Source organism: Pedobacter miscanthi (genome assembly GCF_003315595.1).
Classification (GTDB): Bacteria; Bacteroidota; Bacteroidia; order Sphingobacteriales; family Sphingobacteriaceae; genus Pedobacter; species Pedobacter miscanthi.
In genome coordinates this window covers 22,755-44,908 of the sequence record NZ_QNQU01000001.1, presented here as the reverse complement: position 1 = coordinate 44,908, position 22,154 = coordinate 22,755, and the positions used below count along the sequence as shown (strand labels likewise).

General features: G+C 43.5%; 12 protein-coding genes. 4 read left to right on the top strand and 8 right to left on the bottom strand.

Features of this window, described 5'->3' with window-relative positions:
* Positions 1 to 34 precede the first annotated feature (34 nt).
* Entirely contained in the window at positions 35 to 1,039 is a 1,005-nt protein-coding gene (locus tag DRW42_RS00180; RefSeq protein ID WP_113946815.1) for an ABC transporter ATP-binding protein, read from the top strand.
* Positions 993 to 2,006: an ABC transporter permease gene (locus DRW42_RS00175; protein WP_208643460.1), complete on the top strand. Its 1,014-nt coding sequence runs from the start codon at positions 993 to 995 to the stop codon at positions 2,004 to 2,006. Before DRW42_RS00180 ends, DRW42_RS00175 begins: the two co-directional genes overlap by 47 nt.
* A 269-nt stretch (positions 2,007 to 2,275) precedes the next feature.
* On the opposite strand, the gene DRW42_RS00170 is transcribed toward DRW42_RS00175, so the two are convergent.
* The gene (locus tag DRW42_RS00170) at positions 2,276 to 3,172 is read right to left on the bottom strand and encodes a LysR substrate-binding domain-containing protein (protein WP_113946814.1); all 897 of its coding nucleotides are present in this window, start codon (positions 3,170 to 3,172) and stop codon (positions 2,276 to 2,278) included.
* 174 nt (positions 3,173 to 3,346) lie between these two features.
* On the opposite strand from DRW42_RS00170, the gene DRW42_RS00165 reads away from it, so the two are divergent.
* Positions 3,347 to 4,327, top strand: coding sequence for a YeiH family protein (locus DRW42_RS00165; protein ID WP_113946813.1), 981 nt, complete (start codon positions 3,347 to 3,349; stop codon positions 4,325 to 4,327).
* 1,257 nt (positions 4,328 to 5,584) lie between these two features.
* Here DRW42_RS00165 and DRW42_RS00155 read toward each other — a convergent pair.
* From DRW42_RS00155 to DRW42_RS00130, 5 genes are all read right to left on the bottom strand, one after another.
* Entirely contained in the window at positions 5,585 to 7,855 is a 2,271-nt protein-coding gene (locus DRW42_RS00155) for a mechanosensitive ion channel family protein (protein ID WP_244215154.1), read from the bottom strand.
* A 102-nt stretch (positions 7,856 to 7,957) separates the two neighbouring features.
* Complete coding sequence (locus tag DRW42_RS00150) at positions 7,958 to 9,376, bottom strand: YihY/virulence factor BrkB family protein (RefSeq protein WP_113946810.1); 1,419 nt, start codon at positions 9,374 to 9,376, stop codon at positions 7,958 to 7,960.
* Complete coding sequence (locus tag DRW42_RS00145; protein WP_113946809.1) at positions 9,360 to 9,734, bottom strand: hypothetical protein; 375 nt, start codon at positions 9,732 to 9,734, stop codon at positions 9,360 to 9,362. Before DRW42_RS00145 ends, DRW42_RS00150 begins: the two co-directional genes overlap by 17 nt.
* Before the next feature lie 693 nt (positions 9,735 to 10,427).
* The gene (locus DRW42_RS00140) at positions 10,428 to 12,431 is read right to left on the bottom strand and encodes an ATP-binding protein (protein WP_113946808.1); all 2,004 of its coding nucleotides are present in this window, start codon (positions 12,429 to 12,431) and stop codon (positions 10,428 to 10,430) included.
* 1,268 nt (positions 12,432 to 13,699) lie between these two features.
* Complete coding sequence (locus DRW42_RS00130) at positions 13,700 to 13,990, bottom strand: hypothetical protein (protein WP_113946806.1); 291 nt, start codon at positions 13,988 to 13,990, stop codon at positions 13,700 to 13,702.
* Positions 13,991 to 16,046: 2,056 nt separating this feature from the next.
* On the opposite strand from DRW42_RS00130, the gene DRW42_RS29170 reads away from it, so the two are divergent.
* Entirely contained in the window at positions 16,047 to 16,211 is a 165-nt protein-coding gene (locus DRW42_RS29170; RefSeq protein ID WP_244215153.1) for a hypothetical protein, read from the top strand.
* 316 nt (positions 16,212 to 16,527) lie between these two features.
* Here the strand turns inward: DRW42_RS29170 and DRW42_RS00115 are convergent, their stop codons facing one another.
* Positions 16,528 to 20,013, bottom strand: a complete 3,486-nt coding sequence (locus DRW42_RS00115; protein WP_113946804.1) for a hypothetical protein — start codon at positions 20,011 to 20,013, stop codon at positions 16,528 to 16,530.
* A gap of 6 nt (positions 20,014 to 20,019) precedes the next feature.
* Complete coding sequence (locus DRW42_RS00110) at positions 20,020 to 21,795, bottom strand: hypothetical protein (RefSeq protein WP_113946803.1); 1,776 nt, start codon at positions 21,793 to 21,795, stop codon at positions 20,020 to 20,022.
* Positions 21,796 to 22,154: the final 359 nt, after the last annotated feature.

The following is a 22,154-nucleotide window of genomic DNA, read 5'->3' as shown; positions in this document are numbered from 1 at the left end:
TTTTTTAGGAAACTTTAAATCTTAAACCAGAAAGATGAAACCTATTATTGATCTAAAGAACCTGTGCAAAAGCTATGGTTCGCATATCGCTGTTGATAAGCTCAACCTTCAGATCGAGCGTGGCGAAATATTCGGATTGCTAGGCCCAAACGGTGCGGGTAAGACTACGAGTATACTCATGATGCTAGGCCTCACTGAACCCGATAGCGGTTCGGCCATCGTTTGCGGCCATGATGCCAGCAGGGATCCTATTGAAGTAAAACGAAAGGTAGGCTATATGCCGGATAATCTCGGATTTTATCCCCAGCTGACTGGTCTGGAAAACCTGCTTTATATCGCAAGACTGAATGCAATGCCTGAAAAAGGTATAGCTGAATATGCCAGGGGTATGATGGAACTTGTGGGATTAGGGGCAGCTTCAGATAAGCCTGCCTCCACTTATTCAAGGGGCATGAAACAAAGGCTGGGACTGGCAGAAGTACTCATCAAAGCGCCTGAACTGATCATCCTGGATGAGCCCACCCTGGGAATCGACCCGGCCGGGGTAAAGGAGTTCCTGGAACTTATAAAATCTCTCCAGCGGGAACAGGGTTTAACGGTACTGCTTTCCTCTCATCACCTTCATCACGTTCAGCAGGTGTGCGACCGGGTAGGGATATTCGTCGAGGGAAAGTTACTGGCTACCGGAGACCTGCCCACGCTTTCCTCCGAGCTCTTCGCAAGCACAGGAATAGAAATCCTTATCCAGTTAACCCGCTTACCAAAGGATGCTGATGCATTGAAAAGTAATTTCAGCGGCTGGCCGGAAATTAATAGTATGAACGTAAACGGAGACAGGCTGCAATTTAATACCACCGGGGAGATCACCCCAAAACTCATCCGCAGGATTATTGAACTGGGAGAGGACATCCGGGCTGTAAGCCAAAAACAATACGGTTTGGATGAAATTTATGAGAAATATTTCGAAAACAACACAAATATTACCTTAGATAATGAAAGCATTAAGCGCAAGCCGTTATTTGGCAACAGAAGAAAATAAAGCTAAGGCAGGAAGCCAGCTCAGTCCTTTTAAGGTGATGGTAAGCAAAGAGGTGTCGGACCATGTGCGCAGCTGGCGTTTTATCTTGCTGCTTGCGCTTGTGGTGCTTACCTTTTTCGCCTCGCTGTATATCTCCATGTCCAATATCCGGGCTTCTTTCAGCAATTCGGGCGATCCCGATCATGCCTTTTTATACCTCAAGCTGCTCAGCGCAACGGATGGTTCGATGCCTCCTTTTCATGTGCTGATGAGTTTTTTGGCACCGCTGCTTGGCATTACCATGGGGTTTGATGCTATCAATTCAGAGCAGAACAGCGGCTCGCTTACAAGATTGCTGGCTCAGCCGATATACCGTGACAATATCCTGCTCGCTAAGTTTTACAGCGCCATGCTGATCATCTCTACGCTGTTTATTTCCCTGACACTGCTGATGATTGGTGGGGGACTGCTTTTTACCGGGGTACGTATTGAGCCTTCGGAGCTCCTGAGAATTCTAGGCTTTACCTTGCTCACGATGGTCTATGTCGGTTTTTATTTAAGCCTTTCTATCCTGTTTTCAATTGCTTTTCGCCAGGCGGCTACTTCTGCTTTAACCTCGCTTGGCATCTGGTTGTTTTTTACGGTATTTTATCCGATCCTGGTTAATCTGGTCATTCGAGCCTTTTTGCCGGACCCGGCTTATCTGAGCCAAAGCCAGCTAATGGGTTATAATGAACTGATCATGGATATTATGCGCATCGCTCCCGGGCAGCTATATAGTGATGCAGCAACCACTATGCTCATGCCTTCCATCAGAAGCCTTGGTCCGATGAGTATGGAGCAGCTTTCGGGCGCCATTCCCTCACCACTACCGTTCAGGGAAAGCCTGGTGATTGTTTGGCCGCAACTTAGCGGACTTTTGGCTGGTAGTATTGCCTTTTTCGCCCTGGCTTACTATATCTTTATGCGCAGGGAAATCAGAAGCTAGCTTTGGCTTGATTATCGGATTAAACTGGGCTTATCTTTATCGATGAAGGTATGCTTGTGAAGCGGTTTTCATGCGGCCGGAAAACTATATAATCAAAAATAAAGATCTTTACTAAAGAGTATCTGGTTGTCTACTTAAACTACTTCCAAAGGATCAATTGATGAGAAAATCAGCTTGGTAAGACTCATTATTCCCAAACGAACAACAACCAGATTTATCATGAAAAACCACCAAAAATTGGGAAAGAACCAATTTAGTGAAATACGCACTTAGGGTCTTTTATGTTTCAAAGCATAACGAACAAACAATTCTGCTAAAGGCAAAGGCTGCCCCTGTAGTTCTATAAAATAAAATAACCTTTCTATTGTCAAATCCCAGATGTCCACAATGCTGCACTCACCGGATTTAAGTTCTTTCATGATAGCGTGAATGGAGAGAAATGCCAGGCAATTGCTGTTGAGCAAATAGGACTTTATGCTTTCTGTGCTGCCAAGCTGCATTTCTATATTCAGGTCAGCTAAGCGTATGCCTTTCTGTTTTAAAGCATATGCAATGAACTCCAACGTTCCCGATCCCGACTCCCTTAGCAGCAACGGATAGTTTTTTAATTCCTCTGGCTTCAGGATCTCTTTTTTGAGTGTCAAGTTGGTCGCGCTGCTTACCAGTACGAGCTCATCTTTGGCAAATTCCTGATAACTGATCTCAGGCTGCTTTGTTATACCCTCGGTGAGGCCCAGGTCTATTTCCCTTTTTATCAACGCTTCCTCTATCTGCTCGGTATTGGCCGTAAGCAATACGATTTTTATCTCTTTGAACTGTTCATGGAATTTAGCAAGGATTGGTGGAAGAACGTACTGTGCAACGGTAGTGCTGGCGCCGATCCTCAAGGTGCCATTGTGATGCTTCGCCTGCACATTCATATCAAATTCCAGCTCACTGTATATTGAGCTGATCTGTTTTACGTACCTCAGCAGGGTTTCTCCAGCAGGGGTCAGGCTAACCTTTCGATTGCCGCTCCGCTCAATAAGCGAAGTCCTGAAATGTGCTTCCAGCTCTCTGATGTGCTTGGTAACAGCTGGCTGCGTGATGTACATCTCCTCTGCTGCCCTGGTAAAATTAAGGCGCCTGGCCACTGCATAAAACACCTGTAAACGGAAATCAAACATAGTTCATAAAACTACCTATTCAATCTAATATATTTTAATCCAACCGAAAAAAATAATTTTTTCGACTGGTAATTCTTAGGCTGTTTCATAACCTGGGGTTATTGACTATCAGATTCTATGATGAAAATAGTTCTCCAAGGCGAGGCATATTTGCGCAGTTAAAAACAACTCTATATGAACATAAACAAATATCTGGATGCGGATAATCCTCCAGGTGCGCTCCTGAATATTAATAGCAAAAGTAGAAAGATAATTTTCATCACATGCGCCATAGCTTGCCTCACACCATTTTTTAACCCTGCTGTTGCGCTTTTTCTCGGCCTGGCAATCGCACAGACGATCGGGCACCCATACCTGCACATCAATCAAAAGATGACACATTTGCTTTTGCAGGTTTCAGTAGTGGGGCTGGGCTTCGGCATGAACGTGCAGAGTGCACTGCAGGCAGGTAGGGAGGGCATTCTCTTTACAGTGGCATCGATCAGTTCTACTTTGGTCCTAGGATATCTGATGGGTCGCTGGTTAAAGCTTGAAAAGAAAACATCTTATCTGATCTCGACTGGCACAGCTATCTGTGGAGGAAGTGCCATTGCTGCGATTTCTCCCGTTATCAATGCCGGAGAAAAACAGATTACAGTCGCATTAGGCTGCGTATTTATCTTAAACTCCCTTGCACTGTTCCTCTTTCCGGCCATTGGGCATTACTTTAATTTATCGCAAACGCAGTTCGGCCTGTGGTGTGCCATAGCCGTTCACGATACCAGCTCGGTTGTAGGTGCTGCAAGTAAATATGGTGCACGTGCCCTCGAAGTGGCTACGACGGTCAAGCTTGCCAGGGCACTTTGGATCATACCAGTCGCTTTTCTTTCAACTTTCATATTCAAAAGCAAAACCAAAAAAATCAGCATACCCTATTTTATAAGCCTATTCATCCTTGCTATGATAGCCAATACATATGTGCCTGCAGTTAAAGCGACAAGCCCTGTTCTGATCTCCCTTGCAAAGGCCGGATTGAACCTGACACTATTTTTAATAGGGGCTGGACTATCCAGGCAAGTGCTATCAAATGTTGGGCTGAAGCCGTTCCTGCAAGGTATCGTTCTTTGGCTATTTATTTCCACAGTTTCCCTATATGCCATCTTGCATCTAAGTTAAGTCTGGGACATTGCTGATCGGATCAGGCAACAATATCCATTTTCTTGTCCTGCTATAGCTTGTCATTACAAACAAAAAAAGTAGAAAAAAAAAAAGCAAAGACTCACACAAATTGCAAAAAGAAGACCTTGGGTCGCTAAAATGAAGATGTTAAAGTAAACACCCTGTGTGAGGTAATTCAGGGATGCTTGGCAAGAGGACAGCGAGTCGGAAATACGGTTTGACCCGAAGCACTATAGGACTTTGGTTTGAGAAGCATGATTTAGCTGTCTTGGCAAATTGTGGGTATCTTGGCACAGGTGTCCGCGCGTGCCATTGCTGTTCTGATTGCTTCCGTATTTTCATGCTGTTGGTTTCCAGTCCGGAAATAACTGGTTGCCTGTTTAAGCCTTTGCCCATTTCCAGGAGGAGCGAATGTTCTCCGGAATCCAGGGGGAACTTAATGGAGGCGGGTTTTCTTTTGGTCATAAGTCCAGTTCTGCGAGGTGCACGGGTTGCGAAATGTTTCCTTTAAAGCTTGCCGTTCCGTTTTCAATGGCCGAGGAATCGATTTTCCATGCCTGCTGTGTTTTTGTCCGGTCGGTAGAGTTTGATTTTTTGCCTTCCAGTTCTGGTTTTTGATGTTAAGGGTATAGGTGTACTGCGCATGGCTGGCTCGGATGAGAAGTAGCAATAAGATGCTTAAAAGGGATGTTTTCATAAATCCTTGGGCGCAGCGCTGGGCATGTTTGACTAACACAAATTCAGTTAACCTACCCTTTGAAAAACGAAACGCGCAATCATTTTCGCCTTAATACCTTATAACCCTCCATTAACATAAGAATTTAGAATATAAGGGTTATTGGCGGATCTTTTCCGTTATCTTTTCTAATGATCGTCTTTTCAAGGAAAAATAATCAATATGTTAAAGCATTGCATATGGTTCGACATTTGGATAGGAGTACTTCATTTGATGAGTACTTCGAAGGGGAAAATCTAGAAAAAGATGGTCTCAAGGATAATCAGCCCCAGGAAATCCCATCTCTTACTAGGAAATATTGTTGATTTCCAGGATTAGATATATTTGCTTAAAATTCATTTTTGAATGTATTGTTATCTGATTGGATAGCATAGTATAAAGTAATACTGTTTGGGAAAACCTATCTGTCTGCCAAATCCATTATCGAAATAGCCCGGGCTTATAAATATTCTCAAAATAAAATGGGTTATGCCGCTTGGTTCCCAACTGCCTTGCATTATTCAGCTTCAAAAGGTACGCTACAACATTTTAATTCCATTTTTAGGTGCATTGATGAGCATAGCCCGAAGGAACTTATTTTTGAAGTCAGCTTCCACGTAAATATTGCTGATCCAGCAGAGCACCTTTAACTCCACGCTATCTGCAGCGATGGCATTGATGAGAATTTCTGCATCAAGATTTCTTACAGCGGCATCTTGCGAGGATACAATTTCTTTGATAGTTTTATTGACCAGCTCAAGGTCACTGTCTGCCGGCACTTTCAGCAGCAGTTCTGTTTTAATGTACTCATTGTTTAGTGTCCAGTTAACCAGCCTGCCTGAAAGAAGATCTCCGTTAGGGATGATCACCTCGGATCCTTGTGGGGTGAGCAGTTTGCTTGAGCGGATACCGATGTCCCGTACCTTACCCTTTTTATCGGCAAGTTCAACATAATCCCCGATACGAAAAGGTTTTTCAAATATTAAAATAATGCCTGATACGAAATTATTCACAATGTTCTGCATGCCCAGACCAATCCCTACCCCGAAAGCTCCCAAAACCACTGTCAGCTTATCCATGGGAAGTCCTGATGCTACTACCGCTAGCAGCACGCCGGCAATGATGATCACCAGTCTGGCCAATGCCACTTTCGAACCTTTTTGCCCACTTGACTCATTGAATGTTATCTTTTCTTCGCCAAAAAGCAGCGGGACATGCTTCTGCAGTTTATTCGAAATGTATATAATCACAGTAAAGAAAAGGATATTGCCAAAACTGAAATGAATACTTCCAAAGACGCGGGGTTTGCTTACGATGGATGTGAGCCATTGCCAGATGCCGCTGATGAGGCTTAGGTTCATAAATAATACCATGATCCAGAGCAGTAATGAAACAACAGAAAGGGCCTTTTTAAGCTTTGCCTTCGCCTTGGACTGGTTGATCCTCGAAAAAAAGCCATTGTTGCAGGAGCTGATGCGCATCTGGAGTTCAAAAGCATCAAGCATGATCTGCGTGAAAACGGAGAGAGAGATCAGTTGTATCAGTCCGATTACGCCTGTTACGCTGAGGATCTTGGCCAGGTCCACTCTTCCGAACAGATTCAACACTACCGCAGATGCATTGAATATGACCAAAAGCGCAAAGACTGCATGCACATACTTTTTCGGGAAAACCTTAAAGCTTGTCTTTCGGTACATCTTCACGCCTAACCAAATGAAAAAAATATTGATCAGCATCAGCGCCGACCTCAACGGTAATCCATCGTCCACAGCCGCGTTGCCAAGTATTAATAGCGTGTACAATAAGGTTATGGCAAACCAGAAGCGTAACTGTTTCTTTTCCAGGGTTCCCCGGAGATGGATGGTCATAAGCAATAGTAACACCAATGCAATAAGCTCAATATAGAGGCTTGGGGCCCCGGGTTCGAAAACAGGAGTGATGTTCAGCAGGATGATCAGGGTCGCAAGGATGGGGTAGGGGCGCAGGTAATCAAATTTTAATGTCCCAATCTTCCTCTTGATAACTGTGCGTTTTGAACTGCTGAAATTGTGGTGTACCCATACAAAAAACAAAACTGATATCAGAAAGGCAAGAAGACGGTTATCCCAGGTAGTGGAGATAAAATATTTAAGGATTTGTTGCTGACCGATGTAGCTTGTCAGGATCAGGTTTCCGGTGGCTCCTTTATTCTGGTTTTTAATAGGGGCATCCCAAAAATACGGTTGTTGTTTGCTTAAGGCCAATTTTCCCGATTGTTCCAACCTTTCAGCTGTCTGGGCCCTGAGATTTGATACTTCTATGCCAAGGGAAGATGTACTGGCCAGCAAACGGTTTACTGAATTAAGATTTTCTCCTGTAGCCTTTCCCACCTGATCAAGCCGGAGCTTGATATCCTTTATCTGTTGCCCATAAAGCGCTTTATCAGCTGCATCATTGCCTGTAGCTGTCAACAGGGAATCGCCGCTAAGCTGGGTAACTTGCTGGGCCATGCGCTGGAGGTCGTTGCTGCTTTTGACAAGTGCTTCTGTTATGGCTTTTAAGCGGGAGTCTGCATCCTTTAAAATAAGCTCATAACTGAGCAGGCCCTTACTTTCCGGCTGATCGCCTTTAACGGAAAAGGCAGTTTTGAGCGGATCAATATTACTTCTGATATCAGAAAGCTTCCTTTGAATCACCTCCAGGTCATAGCCTTTTTTGTTGGCAGCATTAATCTCTGTGATCGCAGATTGGGCACTTTGAATCCTGAAGAGTAAGGTGTCGGGAATGGTTTTTACCGAATCATTTTTAACACCGATGGGATTCTGGGCCAATGAATTTCGGGGATGTGCAAATAAGATAAAGAGGGTTAAAATGCAGTGGATTAATGGTTTTAAAGGGGTAAATTTCATTGATCTTATTGTTGAGTGATCGGCCTAGCCTTTAACTTCTTTTGACGACTGGCTAACAGGTAAATCTTCTTTTTCTATCTCGATTTCTTTGACGCTTACTGCATAATGGTTCGGCTTTATATCTGCACCTTTGGCCACAGCGAATGCTTTGGTGAATTCTGCCCCGAAATAGAGGATAATGGAGGAATAATATGTCCATAACAACAGCACGACCAGTGATCCTGCCGCGCCGTAGGTTCCGCCTACGTTGCTTTTGGAAATGTAAAAAGAGATCCCAAATTTGCCAACCATGAAAAGAAATGCGGTAACCATCGCACCAGAGAGCACCTCTCCCCATTTTATTTTCGCATCTGGCAATACCTTAAAGATCACACCAAAAATGGTGGTGATGATGATAAAAGTCAAAACAATATTAAGGAGATAAAACACTACGACCGAAATCTCAGAAAACCTCGCCTGAAGCCTGACGCTGAAGCCATCCAGTAACGCTGAAATCCCTAATGATACCACAAGTAAAAATCCAAGGCTTACGATCACAGAAAATGATAAAAACCGATTCTGGAGCATCTTTAACCAGCCTCTTTTGGGTTTTGGTTTTATTCCCCAGATGAAATTGATCGAATCCTGGATGTCAGCGAATATGCCCGTTGCCCCCAGCACCAGCGTAACGGTCCCGATGATAATGGCAACATTGCCTTTTGCTGTAAGTGCGGCATTTCTGATAAGTTCCTGTAACTGCAGGGCGGTATCTGAGCCGAGCAGGCCTTTCAACTGGGCAAAAATCTGACCTTCCGCTGCCTCCCGGTTAAAAAAAATAGCACTGAGGGAAATGACAACCAGCAGTAGTGGAGCCATGGAAAAAACGGTATAATAAGAAAGCGATCCGCTCAATTTGGTTACCTTATGGTCTGAAAAACCCTCAAATGCCGCTTTCAACAGATGGTAAATGCCCTTAAAACTCATTAGCTGCGTTACCTGTTCATCGTGATGAGTATTCCCTGCGGGTAGCGGTGCTTCTTGAGCCCCATTCGGTTTATGCCTGCGGTTTTCCGCTGGTTCATCTTCAACTGAATAAGCAGATTTTGGAGCGGTTTTTACGCCTGTAGGTCCTATTGAATTTTCATCATCCTTTTCACTCATTAGCTTAGCTACCACTGCCTTACTCAGAAGGCCAAGGGACTTACGGCTGAAAAAGCCCAGGCGGGAAAAAATCGTCTTTTCCAGTAGTTTGGCTGTGGCATCAGGAACCATTTTTGATAATGGTTTGCTGATTAACTCTATCGTTTGCTCTACTTCGGGACGGATAATGGATTGAAGGTCAAATTGGCTAAGTTTATGGCCATGATCCACAATGCGCAGGTGACTCGAGGATATCTGCCTGTCGATGGTAAGCAGCTCGGCATTCAATTCTTCGAGGTTGCTTATTTCAAGGTTTTTCTTCATTTCCTTCATGGTATTTCTTAAAATATTTTCCGATGGTGAAATCCATTAGTGCTTTTTCCAACATATTGTTTTTTAAAGCGCCAACAATGAGTGCAATCGAAATATAAAATAATGTCAGTGCACCAAAACCCAGGAAATAGCTTTTAAATAAATGTGAAAAGTACCACCCGAGGGTAAAAGTTGAAAACAGAAAAGCAAGTAGTATGCAGACAATTGTAATGGTATTGGTAATTAAATCAGCACTAATGCGTGATATTTTTAAAATGGATTTCAGTTTGAGCATCCTTAACCGGAGCTGTGCATTGATTTTCAATTCTTCGATAAGGGCATCTGCCTGTTGGGTCTTGTCTTTTAACATAGGGAATGAGCTTGATATGGAACAAAGCGATGTTTCAAGGTCCGGCACGGACCTTATATATTTTCAACTTGAATTTTGCGGGATTGTTTTGCTTATTGTAAAAAAGGTAGCTTGATCATTAAAGTACAAAGCATGTTCAATAACTGTAATTGTTTTAGGGGAAATATGGGAGATAAAATGTTTCTATAGACCTACTGACACTATACGGTATTATTAAAGTATTCTGTCAATTTTGTTATTTCAGCAAAAGTGGTCACTTAATCCACATTTAAGCTGACAGAAGATTACGCTTCAAACTGACATTTAATTTTTGTTCAAAGTGGCCGTTTTAAGCTTTCTAACCTATTTTTTTTTTGGGTATAGCGTTCCGAATAATTTTTCAAACTTTAGCGAAATCTGCGGCTCTGAGATCGTATTTGGTCTTGAGCTGGGGTAAGGGCCCCTCTGCCATTCTAAATTGTCTAATCGCTTGTCTGGAGGTCTTGAAGTTTTTTAGATCAAAAGATCGGACTTAAATGCGCTCTGGACTGGTAAACGCATTTTATGGGCATGCCTCGTGCCAGAAAGAAAGGATTGGAGCCGTGGTCTGCATTGTTTCAGAGGGAAAGGAGTGCATCATCCGGGAAGCGGTTTTGCGGCCACTATGCACCGAAACAGATACGCTACTATTGGTGAAATATGCAATAAGAGGTCTTAGGTTGTTGGCATGGGTATAGTAAAACTAAATTTTGAACCTTTACCGGGGTCGCTTTCTGCCCAGATTCGACCTCCATGGCGGATAATGATTTCTTTACAGATGTAAAGTCCTATTCCAAAACCCGAAACAGTTGCCAGTTTACTACCTTCAACCCTGTAATAACGGTCAAAAACTTTTGGCAAGTCATAGCTGTCAATACCAATGCCGCTATCGCTGACACTGACACGTGCTTCTGTTTCATCATTTATGCAGGCAACTTTGATTGTACTGCCGCGTGGGGAATACTTAACCGCATTGCTGATAAAATTTTGGATAACGTGGCTTATTTTCTCTTCATCTGCATGGACAATGGTCTGCTCCACCGGGGCAAAAAGTATAGTGTGGCTGAAGACAGTCGCCTGGGTGTCTTTCTCAATATTTTCAATCAGTTTTTCAAGATTGAAAAGTTCGAGGTTGAGCTGGATTTTACCTGATTCGAGTATTGATAGGTTCAGGAACCCATTGATCATGCTCGACATCTTACTCACCTGGTGCTCTGCCTTATCCATCGCAAGAGCCGCTGTTTGATCCCCCCCGCCAGTGAGCCTGCGCTGGGCAAGCTGAACAAATGCTTTCATAGAAGTCAGTGGGGTTTTAAGTTCATGGCTAACCATTGCGATGAAATCGTTTTTGCGGAGTTCATCATTTTTTTGTTCGGTTACATCCATCAGTATTCCGGTCATGAACTGCTTTGCCCCAGGTTCCCTCTTGCGGTCAAAATCACCTATCGCCCTCAGCCAGCGCAAAGTATTATCACGAAAACCACTCGCGGGGTAGGTTACATCCAGGGTCTTTCCATCATGTATTGCAAGCCTGATCTGGTCGCTTACATTAGACCTGTAATCTTCGAGCACGCAAGCCAAAAGCTGCGGCAAAGTCAACGGCTCATCAGGGAGAAAACCGAACAAAGCTTTTGCCCTTGAATCAGCAGTGATATCCGTGGCGCCGATTTCGACAGACCATGTACCCAAATGGGCTGCCTCTATAGCATGCCGCATCGCTTTTTCTGTATCAACTATACGGTTTCTGGCTGTTGACAATTCTTCATTTACGGCTAAAAGTTTTTCGTTTGCAGCTTGCAGCCTTTCATTAGCTGCTGCAAGCTTTTCGTTGGTGGCTTTTAATTTTTCGCTGGTTTGCTGCAAAAGGGTAACTGTCTGCCTGATCTCGGTTACGTCCCGGGTCGTACCTGCAACTGCTTCTACCCGGCCATCTGGGCTAAATACTGGCGTAAAAATATAATCATAATATCTTTTTCCCAGAGTAGCGTGCGGAAAAGTAACCTCGCCCCTGATAGGCTGCGCACTGGCCACCACGGTATCAATTTCACCCCAGTGCATCTCGGCATGCCATTGTTCATAGCCATTTTCAAGCAATCCTTTCCCAATAGCATCCTGCGCGGTTTTACCCCACATCCTCAGCAGTGCTTCGTTGGCATAAATGAAGTTATAGTTCAGATCAAACACATACATCAGATCCGGCGTTCCCGAAGTTATTGTTTCGTAAATCCGTTTCTGTTCGAGGGCTTTCGCCTTTGATTCCTGCAGTGCAATCTCCGCTTCTTTCCTTGATGTGATATCACTTGCTGTTCCAATCCATTCGGTAATTTCTCCATTGGCATCAATCAGCGGAATTGCCCTTGAAAAGGTCCAGCCTGTTGTCCCGTCTGCGCGGTTTACGCGGTGCTCAAGAGCAAATGTTTTTTTATTCCGGATGGATGCTGCAATCGCTTCATTGACAATTTCCAAATCTCCGGCGAAAACATTAATAGCTTTCCATCCGGTAATGGGTCGGTCTGAATTTTTTAAAAAACCGCGTCCATCCAGCTCATACATAATTTCCCAGTCCGGGCTTAGCGAATAAACGACGTCCGATGTTGCATGGGCCAAAGCTAGAAAGCGCTGCTCCATGGCTTGCACGAGGTTGCTTTTTTTATTCGAATAACTTCTCGGGTCAGTCATTTTGTATTTTTTTATTTAACGTTGGCAGTTGCATTTTGTTTCGGAAAAAAGTAAGTCTTGCTGAGTTCGGAGTCTGTTTGACTGTATTACCGGATCAAATTGCTTATTGTTATTGAAGTATGCAAATTTTGTTGACAGTAAGATGTAAAAAGCTGATCAGCCTGGTTGTTTACCTAGGAAGTTTACACCCTTGGTATCCCATGGAATTTTTTGGCAAGGTTATGAATTGACTAAAACTTCCCTGATGGTGCGCAGCCGTTTATGCGGGATGTTGGCCAAGGTCTGCTCATCGCAGAGGTAGAATCGCCCATTAGCAAGCTAACTTTATTGATTTTGAAGAATCTATACCTGACATTCAAATATTTTGGTAGAAAACGAGAATGTTTGATCCTATATATTTTTCCTGATTTTACTAAAGTTAGATAGAGTTCGTGATCGGTTTTTATCATCACTCAAGGTAACATGCTATAAGGCACGTAACTACATTGCACAGTTATCACTTTTCTGAAATTATCCTATATTCGTACGGATGCCGGTAAGTGTGATGTTTTTCTTGGTTAAATCTGGTCAAAATAAAAAAAAATTATGTCGCAATATTATCTTTTTCTCGGCGTGGGACTGTTACTATTGCTGGTAGCATCCTTAATTTTTAAAAATTCCCTTTCATTTTTAAAAAATGCCAAAAAGACGACTGGTACTGTAATTTCATTACGTACAATTGTCTCAGAGGGCGAGGGTATATTTACCAACCTTTCGCTATCAAACAATGGACAACAGGATATTTACATTTGAGTTGCCAGATGGAAGTAATCCCCCAAGTTGGAAATTGGGGATCTTTTAGTTTCTGCATAAATAATCGCTTATGTTAGTATATCAACAATTCAGGATGGACTATAGTCGCTTTACTAATCTGAAGTCATAAAGCATTTCTAAGCGTTACAATAGCCTTCGGAATGGTCTTGATCTTTAAAAAGCTCTAAATTGAGGGTAAATCGGGCAGTAAGACGGATTTTACCGTAAGGTCTTGAGGAAAATGGATCCTAAGGGTATTTTTGTTCTGAGGGAACCGAACCAGGTGCGCATCATCCGGTAATAAAATTGGTGAGCAGTTTAGTTGGAAACAGAAAAGTAACTTTCACCGAAATACACACTTAAGGCAGAATGAAGATGTTTCATGACTTCAAATGAATTTCTATATCCGGCATGAGACACGTTATAGATTTAGTACACGTGCATTGGCGGGAATAAATCCCGCCAAGGTTTCTGGTTTAATAACCATGATGGTAAATCCATAGCTTCATCTGTACATTGGCCCAATAAAGGGAATCTTCCTGGCCCCAACCATGTGAAATACCATATTGATATCCTGCCGACCATGCGGCTAGTGCATTGGTGGGTTCTGGTTGATTCATGGCCCTGTCTGTTGTACCCTGGCTTGTTGAAGTACTCTGAGCTATAGTGTTACTCTGATCTTTCGGGGTGTTTTGAGCTTTAGAAGATGATGGCAAAAATGCTAGCGCTGAAAAAGCGAAAACTGCTGATAAGATGATTTTTTTCATGATTTGTAAATTGATTTTATGTTAAACGTTGAGTATTTGCATTGGTAAAATTAATCTGTTCAATATCAGCTCTGCTAATTGCTGTAAGCGGGCTGAAATCCTAAACGGGTGAAAACAAAATTTTTAATTCACAACAATGTGAATTAAGTAATTGTTTTATGTTTTTATTTATTTACTAAAGAAAACAGGTTAAAATTTTCGCATTAATATACTTATCGAAAACTTATCGATCAAAGAAGAGCCCTGCTGAAGCCCAATAGCACCACTTAGAGTTAGCTTTATAAACTTGGAGAATGATTATTCAGCTTCTCCAGCATATTCATTTGGTAAGAAGACAACTGGTACTGTAATTTCATCACGTACAACTGTCTCAGAGGGCGCGGTATATTTACCAACCTTTCACTATCGAACAATGGACAACAGGATATTTACATTTGAGTTGCCAGATGGAAGTAATCCCCCCAAGTTGGAAAATCGGGGAGACAGGTATTATCATGTACGACCCTAAAGATCCCTCCAAAGCTAAACTGTTTTCTTATTTCAGACTCTTTGCCTGGCCTTTGGTCTTAGTATCTCTTGCAATACCCTTAATCCTAATGGGCGGGGGATACCTCATTGCCAATCTCCTCTGATGAGTTGGGGTTGATAACTAGCGATGGGAGTATGTAAACTTATTTTAGTATTATAATTCAAAAACGACAAGTAAATTCAGGAAGGTACACTCTCACCCCATTTCGCTTGAAAGCGACCAACTGTTCCGGTGCAAACTGGCCGTTCTGACCTTTCGGTCAGAGTTTTTCACGACTTGCTTTTGGGGATCTTTTAGTTTCTGCATAAAATAATCGCTTATGTTAGTATATCAACAATTCAGGATGGACTATAGTCGCTTTGCTAATCTGAAGGCATAAAGCATTTTCTAAGCGTTACAATAGCTTTCGGAATGGTCTTGATCTTTAAAAAGCTCTTAATTGAGGGTAAATCGGGCAGTAAGACGGGTTTTACCGTAAGGTCTTGAGGAAATGGATCCTAAGGGTATTTTGTTCGGAGGGAACGGAACCAGATGCGCATCATCCGGTAATAAAACTGGTGAGCAGTTTGGTTGGAAACAGAAAAGTAACTTTCACTGATATACACACTTAAGGCAGAATGAAGATGTTTCAAGACTTCAAAAGAATTTTATATCCGGCATGAGACAGGTAATAGATTTAGTACACGTGCATTGGCAGGGAATAAATCCCGCCAAGGTTTCTGGTTTAATAACCATGATGGTAAATCCATAGCTTCATCTGTACATTGGCCCAATAAAGGGAATCTTCCTGGCCCCAACCATGTGAAATACCATATTGATATCCTGCCGACCATGCGGCCAGTGCATATAGTGGGTTCTGGTTGATTCATGGCCCTGTCTGTTGTACCCTGGCTTGTTGAAGTACACTGAGCTATAGTGTTACTCTGACCTTTCGGGGTGTTTTGAGCTTTCAGTGCAAACACTGGGACAATGTATTATATAGATGTGATCAATTGCCCTTTAGACCATTGGTCCGCTTTAATGATGTTCTCTACAATTGCTCTAGGAATCAGAGCTTTACGAAAACCGGGCGTACACGAGTAAATCCATTGAGGTTAAACTGGTGTCTAGTTTTTCCAGCCTCTTCGAAAATTCCTGGGATGATTGCCTGTTGTGATAGGTTGGTACCAGCTTGTTATAAAGGCAGGCCGCCCCGATATATTGCGGCCAGGCAAACCGCTAAAACGGAAAAATTCGATTTATTTCAGAAGCGAAATTTAATGAGTGGTCTATTAATAAAAGCTGAAATTCGCCGTTGAAAAGTATTCGGTGCTGTTCTAGGGTTTCATAGTTTTTTTTGGAAAAGGGGTTGATATAGGTACCTGATGCTGTCATGGATCATATGTGCGGTCATTTTTAAGGCCTGTTTCCGGGAAATATTTACACCCCTTGTGTGAGATCTCGGCTGAGTTAAAAACATTTTGACTGTTTTTCAGTGCTTTAGGTTTTTGCGTTTGTAAATGCCGTTTATGAAAATATATTTGCGCAATGACTGTAACCGTTTTAGCTATTCTCGAAACTGATTTTGTGCCGCAAATGTCCTTGGCGAAAGTAATGAACGATAGACTGCAACGTGCAGCGAAGGAACTCGAAGAGGTGCATCTGAAAGCATTGTCCGATCAAGGTTTCTCGCCGGATGATCTGGTGATTTAAATGAGTTATAATGCCAAGTATAAAATCCGCTATTGTATTGTAAATGATGTTCCAGGAGATATCCAGTATTTTGTAGCAGAACTTTGTGGCCGTCTGGGTTATATATTATGGCGGCGGGTTGTGGTGGAAGTAGCGGAATAATGTGAAAATGAGGTCCATGACCACCTGGTGCGTGCGGAAATAATCTCGATTTTAGGAATTTAGCATAGCATACCAGATGTATTGTTTTATGCTGCCAATATAGCCTGAAACCAGCTGCTCAAGGATTGAACAGCTGGTTAAATAGTCTGCCGACTGATAGCTGGCTTTCAATGGATCATTCCTTATTTTCGCTTGCAGCCGTCAAGGTCATCAGTATACCGTAGGTGCTTGTGCAGAGCTGCATACCGATTAGCCCGCCGCCGGAAATGTAAGGATTTTTAGCGGTCAGTAAGGGAGTGATGAATCCCCCTAGGTTGAAGGCAAAATTCCCGGTGTTGGACAGGATATCCGAAGTGGGTATGGCGAGGGCGTTATCCTTTTGCGGGTTACCTTTTGAAGCATCTATCAACGTGAAGATTGGCGGAACGCACCATGTGGCATTAATTGCAGATTCTACATAAGGAGAAATTTTGGCCCATGGCTTAACTTTTGAAGCGAGTACATCTGTGAGTGCTTTCAGCAGGCTTACTGCTGTAATTGCATAATTCAGGTCTACGTACCAGGGTGAAAACGGTTGACCTGTAAATAAGGGCAAGAGGTTAGGGGCCATATAACACATGTAATTGGCGACGCCCAAAAATCCTACTGACTTCGGGATCTGTTCTGTGCCCTGCAGGGATGCAAAGTTACAGATGTTAAAAAACAGCATGGGCATCGAGGCAAAACTGGCCGTAAGATTAAGGACCTGTTGCATCACCTGTTCGGCATCTTGTTCCGCCGCAACTTCCCCGTTTCCGCTGTAGAGAAGACGGAGTGTGTGGAAATCCGGTGCATTGATGACCGCAGTGGTGAAGCTGGTATCATCAAAAGGAGGTTTGTTGTTCAATGCCTTGTAAACAACCGTGGTGGGAATGGCCACAACCAGACAGACAAGATCCAGGAAACTCAGTTCACTGCCGTTGGTTATTTTCTTGTAGACTTTTGAAATTACTGGGATGCGGATGGTTGCATCCAGAACGCCCACTGCTGTCTGAACCATTATCTTCAGGATGTCCAGGACGCTCTCTATCACGTTTTCGACAGTACTCAATACAATTTTGGAGAGCACGCCAAGTATGCGTTTGATGATATCAGTTATAGGAAGACTGGTCAGCTGATCAATGATCTGCGTTTTGATTTCATCAATGGCCTCGGCAAATATATCCTCTTCGCGGCCGATGGTATCAACGAGCACCAGTAAAAGTTTTTCCAGCTCTCCGGGGTCATCAACATTGGGGTCGAAAGAAGTATCTGAACGCTTGGCGTTATTCTTGGTCTGATTGATGCCCCAATTGGCCTGTGGACTATTTCCTTCTTCGGGTGGTGCGGCATCCGAAGAAAAGCTGCTGATGCTGCGCTTAATGTCGGGCAGGCCCGAGATGTCATTGATCCGCTGTTCCAGCAGGTCGAACTGTTTGGTCAGCGTTGATTTCAACTGATCGATATTGGTGATCGAATCATCCGCGAATTTTAGGAAAAGACTTTTTAGCACCGAATGGGTTCTTAGGATATCTTTCCACTGGAACAAAAAGCCTATCCATTTGATCAGATCTTCCAGGAAAACTTTGATCTTATTGAAAACCATCTCGATAGAGCGGACGACAACGTTGATACTGTTCAGTATAAAGCTGTAAATCTTTCCACCTATCTCGATAAAAAAATGGGTCACCCCGTCAACTACATCGGAGAAAAATCCTTTTACATCCTGATAGGCATGCTTTAACCAGTTAAAAACATCCCCTGCGATGCATTTGATGGAGAGGGAAAGAAAATCGTCTGTGCCATATCTATTTCTGTAGTGAGTCAGTGCAAGGCTTCCGTTCCGGTATTCAAACTTTTCATCGTAGGATATGCCCCACAGGTGTTCTCCCGTGGAGACTGTATCGGCACCCTTGCTGACATATCGTTTGCTTTCCACGCCGGGCAGGTTTGATCCGTCAGGCGGCATCGTCCCGCCGGCCCTGACCAGTTCCTGGAGCGCAATGCTCGTCGCGTCAAGCTGGTCTGACGGCGTATCCTTTGGCACCAGGGGCTGCTGGTTTCCATTGGCATCGGTTACCTCTACCGAGGCGAGGTCAGCCCCGGATTTTATAGTGCCCATAATGTCGAGCATCTTGTTCATGGGGTTTACATCGGCGACCGTACCATCAGGAAGTTCCAACTGATAGCAGATAGCCCCGATGGCCTGCGTTTCCTGCATAATGGAGATATTTCCGGCGTAATCCGTGGTAACTTCTATCGGAGCATCTGTTTTGATATGGCTGTAGACATCGTTGATATAGACGCTCACGGGACTGGTTCCGCGTATAAGGACAATTGCTTCTGAAGCGGGCAGATTATCATCATCCGTGACCGTGATCTGTGTGGTGAAGGTATCCACTTCGAGTACATCATCAACGTCGGTTGTCGGCAGGAGGATCTGACGCTGGATCCATGTACTGGTCACCGGATCCTGTGTGAGCTGCAGCAATTCCGCTGTATGCGTATACGCAAAAAGCACATTGTTATCGGTAACGCTATTGATAAAAAAGGCCATCTGCTCTACCCCGTAAAGAATGGCTAAGGGGTAGGTCCAGGCGGAAGGGGCAGTCTGTTGGCCTGCAGGGCACTCCAGATAGAAGATTTCTCCGACACCGTTTAGCCCCCAGATGATCACTACCTTTTCATCAGCATGCGCATACAGGCTTTTCACATCTGAAAGGATCGGATTACTCACCAGCACCTGGCTTTTGGAATCATTTGACTGGGCATCCCAGGGGAAACAATGAAGGCTGTCCCCGGCCGCGACATACAGGTCCGTATATACGGGGGTATTTCCAGGCGCTACTGACCCATAATTTAAGGCGGAAGCGATGGCTGTCGTACCCGTGGGAGCCTCCAGCCTGGTTGCCGATGGTTCTGTACCTTTTGAAAAAGGGTTCCACAGTGGGGTATAGAGCAATTCTTCTTTCCCGACGTTCTTTCCATAGGTATAGGTACCGTCCACCAGTTGGCCTTTTTTTCTTCCCAGGCAGCTCACCAGACCGTCCGCCGCAAGGTTGCCCGAAAGGTTGTTGGCAATCCAGTAATTTCCATCTTTGGCGGAAGGGTCGACAGCGTAGCGGTAAATATAATCTAAGCTGCTTCCGGGATCTTTGAGTATATCCACAAGGATAAATTCATTTCCACCGGATTGGTTGATGTAGATATCATTGATCACCAATACGGGAACCACATGTCCGGGATCCTTGAAAGGCATGATCAGCCAGCTGATGTTTCCGGTCCATGCAGGATCCTGGTAGGAATTTCCGATTGAAACATAAAGATAATCGGCCCCGTCGACGGTGATGGCAAGGGCAATGTCAATTGCCCCGTTGAGCGGGCTCTGGCTGACGGCAAAAACTTTTGCTTTTACCGGATTGCCGCCGTGATAGGCAGAAAGCCCGCTGCTCAGGTCGATCTTTGACCAGCCGGTGATCTCGCTACTAAGTTCCCTGGTTAGATAAAGGACATCATCGGTGCCTACGGAGAAAAAAAATGAATGCCCATCATAACTTTCCAATACCTGAAAAGCTGAATCGGTGGACATGATCGCTGCCTGCTTCTGGTTCTGCATCAGCTCTGAAAAATGTTGTATTTTCATGGCGGATTAAATTTTAAAAAGTGCGGAATCTTCAGGATCTATATAGGTAATCTGGGCGGTGAGGTCCTGAAAATTAGAGAAGACAACATCTTTGAATACAAAAGTTTTGCCGCCTGGAAATACCCATACCCCTGAATTGTTGAGCATTGTCTCGATTGCCCTGTCGTGGCCGATCATAAACTCCTTTAGTACTGACCAGTATGTTTGGATCTGGTCGATTACGCCGTTGATCTCTCCAAGGGTCACAAATTTTGACCATCCATTTGGATTGATCTTGTCGGAAAGGTCTGTGAATGCCGGTGAACCCGGGGCCATTTTCGCATTAAGGCTTCCATAAGCATCAACCCCGATTTCATAACAGGTTTCTGTTTTGTATTTCACTACATTACCCTCTGTAACCCCGCCCTCAATATTGATATGGATGTAGACAGTGGCGGTAGTTACACTGCGGATAATGTTGGATTCTAAATAAATATCGGATGCGATATTGACCTTTGTGCTGATATTTCCCCAGTTGGGGACAAAGGTATCTGAATCACTTGCCTCTTTATAATAATCCAATGATAGCACCCTTGAGGTGTTATCGTCGATCAAACTGAACCTGACCGTGTCAGGATCCTGTTTAAAATAACAGGCCCAGTTTATTTTCGTAAACTTCACATCCATGGAAACTACCGGTATTAGGCAAATGCCCTGAAGTGAGGGCGAAAGGAGCTGTTCTAAAAATCCTGAGAAAATATTTTTCTTGATGGCCATTACGCCATTGTATTTTAAATCCTCCACCCAGTTCCATATAAACGCAGTCGAAGGGGGCATCCGGTTTCCCTTGCTCATTACCAGGTAATTCAGCGTATACTTGTTATATTCCTTTGAAACTTTATTTTGTTCGTCATAATAAGGTGAGATCATAATGTTAAGGTCAGTGGGAATAATGCTGGGCGAGGCTCCGTTAGGGCTGACCGGTTGAATGGCGTAACCCAGCAGAAAATTTCCGTTGGGGTTAGCTGGAGAAACACTTCCGGATTTTAAGGTTTCGTAATAGTTTTGTATAAAGATTACACTTAGGTAATGGTAGGCCCAGCTGGTTTTATCCACCCCTTTGATCACAGGATCGGAGGTCAATTGGGCAGTATTGAGATCAAGATAAAGCTGTTGTACGCTAAAGGCTGAATCGGGGTTGAGGTTTTTTACCTTCTTCTGCACCGCTTCGGGGAGGGTACCGAAAACGCTGCCGGTGTTGTCGGCATTAAGATCCAGCTTGACACGGAACTGGAACACCCATGGATCAGAGGAATTTGTTGTGTATTTCTGGGAAACATTTTCCCATAAGAAGAAATTGCCCCTGAGTACCTCGATATTGAGCATGGTCATGTTTTTGAAAAAAAGATTGTAGGTCACTTGTGACCCGGCCTCATCAAAAAGGATGATTCCGGGAATGTCTTCCAAAGGGAATCCTTCAGGAAGGCCCATGTCTGCTTTAAATCCGAATGCAAACATTGCATCGAACAGATTCTGTGCGGCCTGTTTTTCTTTTTCGTTCTGGAAATCAGAATCAGGGATTGAAAAGGGATCCATGCCGGCAATTTTAACGACCTCATCATAAGCGATAGGGACAAACTCCTGCTTCCTGGGATCCGGCTGGATATAGCAGGCGATAAATTCCTGTCCATCATAATTTAGCAAATACTGCTTGATAGTTGCATTGATAGCTTCTTCGGTAGTGGCCACGACCATGTCATAACCATACTGTGGTAATTCGAGATGTGATTGATAAACACTCATGTCATTAGATAGTTAATAGAAGTTTAATAGTAATACGATAACTACTTATAATGAAGACGTATGAATGTATAAAAAAATAACAATAGAAGTACCGATGGCATAAATTATCCAGTAAAATGAATGAAAAGGATGTTTGATCAATTTCCGGTAGCGAATACAAATGAATTTTGTGTTGTAGTATTAGTTATATTTTAAGGTTAGCAGATTGCTACTATAGTTGATCTATAGGATCTCATTTGCCTGATCACACCTGGCTAACTGTACACTTCGGTGAGAGAGTAAATGGCGAAGATTAAAATCGGCGTACTATGAAATTAAAGTTTCTTTCTGTTTTGATTGGCAGTTGTTAAGTATAATGG